This window comes from Mesorhizobium sp. M7A.F.Ca.CA.002.15.2.1 (genome assembly GCF_003998715.1).
Taxonomy (GTDB): Bacteria; Pseudomonadota; Alphaproteobacteria; order Rhizobiales; family Rhizobiaceae; genus Mesorhizobium; species Mesorhizobium ciceri.
Map to the genome: position 1 here is coordinate 1 of NZ_RZPI01000464.1, position 4,557 is coordinate 4,557.

Genomic DNA, 4,557 nt, shown 5'->3' on the forward strand with positions numbered 1-4,557 from the left:
CGACGATGTTGCGGTCGTGAAACTCGCCGATGCCATCTTCGCCGCGTCGCGGGTCGATGTGGAGGATCCGATCGGCAACTGGAGGGCGCACAACGCGGCGCTGCGCAGCCGCACCGAATGGCTCAACGGCCATAATTTCCATGCGCTGCACTTCACCGGACCGGGCACCGACCTGACGGTTGGACTGGCGGACGGCCATGAATGGATGGGCGGCGCCTCGACCGCCAAGAACGGCATCACCTGCAACCCCAACATCCCGACCGAGGAGGTCTTCACCACGCCGCATGCGGGGCGAGTCGAAGGCCATGTCTCCTCGACCAAGCCGCTGTCCTACCAGGGCACGCTGATCGACGACATTTCGGTGCGTTTCGAAGAAGGCAGGATCGTCGAGGCCAAGGCATCGAAGGGCGAGGACGTGCTGAAGAAAGTGCTCGACACCGACGAGGGCGCGCGCCGTCTCGGCGAGGTGGCGCTGGTGCCGCATTCCTCGCCGATATCGGCCAGCGGCCTGTTGTTCTTCAACACGCTGTTCGACGAGAACGCCGCCTGCCACATCGCGCTCGGCCAATGCTATTCGAAGTGCTTCGTCGACGGCGCCTCGCTCAGCCAGGACGAGATCGCCGCGCGCGGCGGCAACAAGAGCTTCATCCACATCGACTGGATGATCGGCTCGGACAAGATCGACATCGATGGCGTCCACAAGGACGGCGCCCGCGTGCCTGTCATGCGCAAGGGCGAGTGGGCCTGAGGGTTCCAGCCAGGAGGTGTGATGGCCTTCAAGATCGCGGTCAAGCGTATCTACGAGCCGCCCGCTGCCGATGACGGGCAGCGGGTTCTGGTCGACCGCATCTGGCCGCGCGGCGTCAGCAAGCAAGACGCCGCGCTGACGCTGTGGTTGAAGGACATCGCGCCGAGCGACGAGTTGCGCAAATGGTTCGGACACGAGGCGGTGCGCTGGGCGGAGTTTCAGGAGCGGTATGGCGCTGAGCTGGATGGGAATGGCGCGGCGGTGACGCAGTTGCGAGGCCTGCTGGGTAACGGCAAGGTGACGCTGCTCTACGGCGCGCTTGACGAGGCGCACAACAATGCGGTGGCGCTGGCGGGGTATCTGCGCGGACGCTGAGATTTTATGGCGGTCGGCGGGACAGCGCCCCCCCTCTGGCCTGCCGGCCATCTCCCCCTCAGGTGGGGAGATCCGCTGTCATCATCTTCTTCGCAAATCCCGAACGTGACAGGAATGGCGGAGCGGCGAAGCTGCCAATCTCCCCACTTGAGGGGGAGATGTCCGGCAGGACAGAGGGGGGCGCCACGGAACACCGTGGACCGAGAGGCAGCTCTACTCCCCCACCGCCGCCTCATAGACATCAGCCTTGAACCCGACCATAACCCGGTCGCCTACCTCCAGAACCGGCCGCTTGATCATGGTCGGCTTGGCCAGCATCAGCGCCTTGGCGCTCTTCTCGTCGAGACCCTGCTTTTCCTTGTCCGGCAGCTCGCGGAACGTCGTGCTCGCCTTGTTGAGCAGCTTTTCCCAGCCGACCTTGCCCGCCCAACCATCCAGCCGCTTCGCGTCCAGTCCCTCGGCCCTGAAATCGTGAAACCGGTAGGCTACGTCATGGCCTTCCAGCCAGACGCGCGCCTTCCTGACCGTGTCGCAGGTGGTGATGCCGTACATGGTGATCGTCAAAAGCGTGCTTCCTTGGCTGACTGTCGAATCCGTTCCACAGACTAAACCGCCCTTCCCGATTTGCCAGAGCCGTTGCCATATCTCCGTTCCACATGACGGCCAGGACAATGTCCTGGCCGTCTAACCTCCAGATCATGCAGCAGCGATGTGAGCCGGAAGCCGGGGGTCCGGCCTCAATAATAGAAGCGCTCTTCGGTGATCTTGCCGTTTTTGACCGTGTAGAGGCCAACTTCATCCATGGTGACACGCTCGCCGGTAGCCTTGGGCGTTATGTCGAACTTGAAGCGCACCGCGAACTGGTCGCCATTGACATAGGGGCCTTCGACAGAGCCGCCATGGACTTCATTGTTCTCCTGCCACCACTGGCCCTTCTGCCTGAGAGCCTCCTTGCCACGGGAGATGGCCATCGGCCCCTCCATGGCTTCGTAGCTCACGATATCGTCGGAATTGTACTTCTCGGCGGCAGCTTCGTTCTCGCCCTGCTTGAGCAGCTCGGTAAAATCCTTGGCAATTTCCGCGATGGTCATTTGCGTTCCTCCTGTTCAGACGCACTGCAAATAGGCAACGACTCGCTGGCCTGCCATCGTCGGACCACGGGGTAGCTGACAAGCCATGTCAGGATGATGGATATCGCTCGGAGTATGTGACGACGATGTGAGCACATCACATCGCGCTCAGCGGCCAACATTCCGGGAAAACGTACTTCTTCAGTCCGCGCAAGCTGTGCACAAGGACGAACTCTCGTGCAACAAAGCTGATTGGGCCCATAGGCTGTTTGGGGACAAGTTTTCGGTCATATGCAAGCGTCAGATGCGGAACGAAACCATCTGACGCCTTGAGGCCTTCGCGCAGCATTTCGACGCCGAGCTTCCTGCTCAACTCACAAACCGGTCCGTCATCGGCGAGAAGCACGAAAGGGTGTTTGGCTGGCTTGCCCCTAGTCGCCGGTCGGCCGGGAAAGCTACTGGCATAGCGAAAGGTAACCTCGAACGGGGCCATCGCAATGCGCCGTCCCGATCGGGCGGCCGCAAAAAGAATTTTGGACCGTAGCCTTTTGTAATCACCGACATGCTGCAGGCTGACGTGAAAACGCTCCGGTAGCAGTTGGTCGCCGGTTACCCCGCATTGGCCGCATAGCCGATTTTGACAATCGGCAAAGCGCGAATGGTCCTTAGACTGCAAAAACAAACCGAAGAACACGCGCTCGGGCCGTTTAGGCCGCCATGGCGGCTCTGGAAGTCCATAGTCGAATTCGCCTTGCAGATACATACGCACACGCCCGGCAAAGAACGCTCCTGTTTTGCTCCATTCCGGAACAAAACAGGAACGCTCTCCTTGAGTCAAGCCTGGAATCTATTCGAGCTCACGCCCAGCAGCCGATGATACCCTCGACCTCGAGGAAATCGTGGATCGCCCAGTTGGCCCCGGTTTTTAGAGTTCGATGAACTAACCTGGCAGCACTGGGCAGTTGGCGCCACGGCGCAGGCTGATATGCGCCACGTCGCCGACCTGGAAGCGAAAACCCTCGGCCTGGCGCGGCGCGTCGATGACGACAGGTGCGCCCTGCCCGAGTTCGGCATGCAGGCGCAGCGTGCGGCCGTGAAAGACGACGCTGTTGACGCGCGCCGGTGCGGTGCCGGGCGCGGCCTCGGTCATCGCCAGCAAATCCTCCGGGCGCACGCCGATGGTGCGGGTAGCGCCCTCGGCAGGTGCCTCGCCGGTTTCAGAAATAGCCTCCAGCGGCAGGGTGCCGGCGGTGAAACGCAAGCGATCGCCATCGCGGCCGACAAACCGTGATTGCAGGAGATTCATGGTGCCGATGAAGCTCGCCACAAACTTCGTGGCAGGCCGGTCATAAAGTGTGGCCGGCGGTGCGATCTGCTCGATGCGGCCCTTGTTCATGACGACGATGCGGTCGGAAATCGACAGCGCTTCGGTCTGGTCGTGGGTGACCATGACGAAGGTGGTGCCAAGCCGCGACTGCAGCCGCTTCAGCTCAACCTGCATCTGTTCGCGCAGATGCGCATCGAGCGCCGACAACGGCTCGTCGAGCAGCAGCACGCGCGGCTCGCAGACGATGGCACGCGCGAGCGCGACGCGTTGGCGCTGGCCGCCAGACAGTTCGGAGACACGGGCGCCAAGCTTGTCGGCGAGACCGACCATGTCGAGCGCTTCGCCGGTGCGCTTAGCCTGTTCGGCTCCAGACAGTTTGCGCAGCGACAGACCGAAGCCGACATTTTCTGCAACATTCATGTGCGGGAACAGCGCGTAGTCCTGGAACACGGTATTGACCGGCCGGTCGAACGGGCGAAGTGCCGTGATATCGCGGCCGTCTAGCAGCACCTTGCCGCTCGACGGGCTTTCGAAACCGGCGATGACGCGCAGACTGGTGGTCTTGCCGCAACCCGACGGCCCGAGCAGCGTGATGAACTCGCCGCTGATAATGTCGAGATCGACGGCGTCGAGCCCGACGATGCCGCCAGGAAAAATCTTCGAGACCGCCTGCAGCCGGACGAGTGGATCAGGCGCCATCGCGAACCTCGGACGGCTTCGTGGTGTTGACCCAGAGAATCTGGCACCGCTCGGCGCCCGGATTGCGGAAGGCATGCAAAAGCGTGCTCTTGAAGGCAAAGCTGTCGCCGGCCTTCAGCACGTACTTTGTCGAATCCACCACCAGTTCGACCTCACCAGCCAGCACGAAGCCGAATTCATGGCCGGCATGCGCATAGGCCTCGGCCGTGCCGCCGCCGGCTTCCACCGTCACCAGCATGCCGGTCAGCGTCGCGCCCGGGGGTGACAGCAGCGCCTTGGCAATGCCTTCCGATTTCACCGGGATTTGCCGCCGCTTGTCGGCACGCACGCAATAGAGG

At 62.2% G+C, this 4,557-nt stretch carries 7 protein-coding genes; 2 read left to right on the forward strand and 5 right to left on the reverse strand.

Annotated elements, in window-relative coordinates; translation table 11 throughout:
- A partial coding sequence (locus tag ENZ74_RS22740) for an aminopeptidase (protein ID WP_164761143.1) occupies positions 1-748 on the forward strand: 748 nt, incomplete at its 5' end.
- Positions 749-769: 21 nt separating this feature from the next.
- A complete protein-coding gene (locus ENZ74_RS22745) occupies positions 770-1,123 on the forward strand; it encodes a DUF488 domain-containing protein (RefSeq protein WP_063167641.1) in 354 nt (117 codons plus the stop codon).
- Between the two features lie 213 nt (positions 1,124-1,336).
- Here the strand turns inward: ENZ74_RS22745 and ENZ74_RS22755 are convergent, their stop codons facing one another.
- The 5 genes from ENZ74_RS22755 to ENZ74_RS22775 all read right to left on the reverse strand — a co-directional run.
- Positions 1,337-1,687 (reverse strand): ArsC family reductase, encoded by a 351-nt coding sequence (locus tag ENZ74_RS22755; RefSeq protein ID WP_063167640.1) that lies wholly within the window; start codon positions 1,685-1,687, stop codon positions 1,337-1,339.
- Positions 1,688-1,860: 173 nt separating this feature from the next.
- Entirely contained in the window at positions 1,861-2,214 is a 354-nt protein-coding gene (locus tag ENZ74_RS22760; RefSeq protein WP_013532858.1) for a nuclear transport factor 2 family protein, read from the reverse strand.
- Between the two features lie 136 nt (positions 2,215-2,350).
- Positions 2,351-2,956 carry a hypothetical protein gene (locus tag ENZ74_RS22765; protein ID WP_063167639.1) on the reverse strand — a complete coding sequence of 202 codons (606 nt, stop codon included), beginning with the start codon at positions 2,954-2,956 and terminating at the stop codon, positions 2,351-2,353.
- A 177-nt stretch (positions 2,957-3,133) separates the two neighbouring features.
- Entirely contained in the window at positions 3,134-4,219 is a 1,086-nt protein-coding gene (locus ENZ74_RS22770) for an ABC transporter ATP-binding protein (RefSeq protein ID WP_027164193.1), read from the reverse strand.
- Positions 4,209-4,557 (reverse strand): cupin domain-containing protein (locus ENZ74_RS22775; RefSeq protein ID WP_164761144.1); only part of this gene is annotated, 349 nt, incomplete at its 5' end. The genes ENZ74_RS22775 and ENZ74_RS22770, both read right to left, overlap by 11 nt.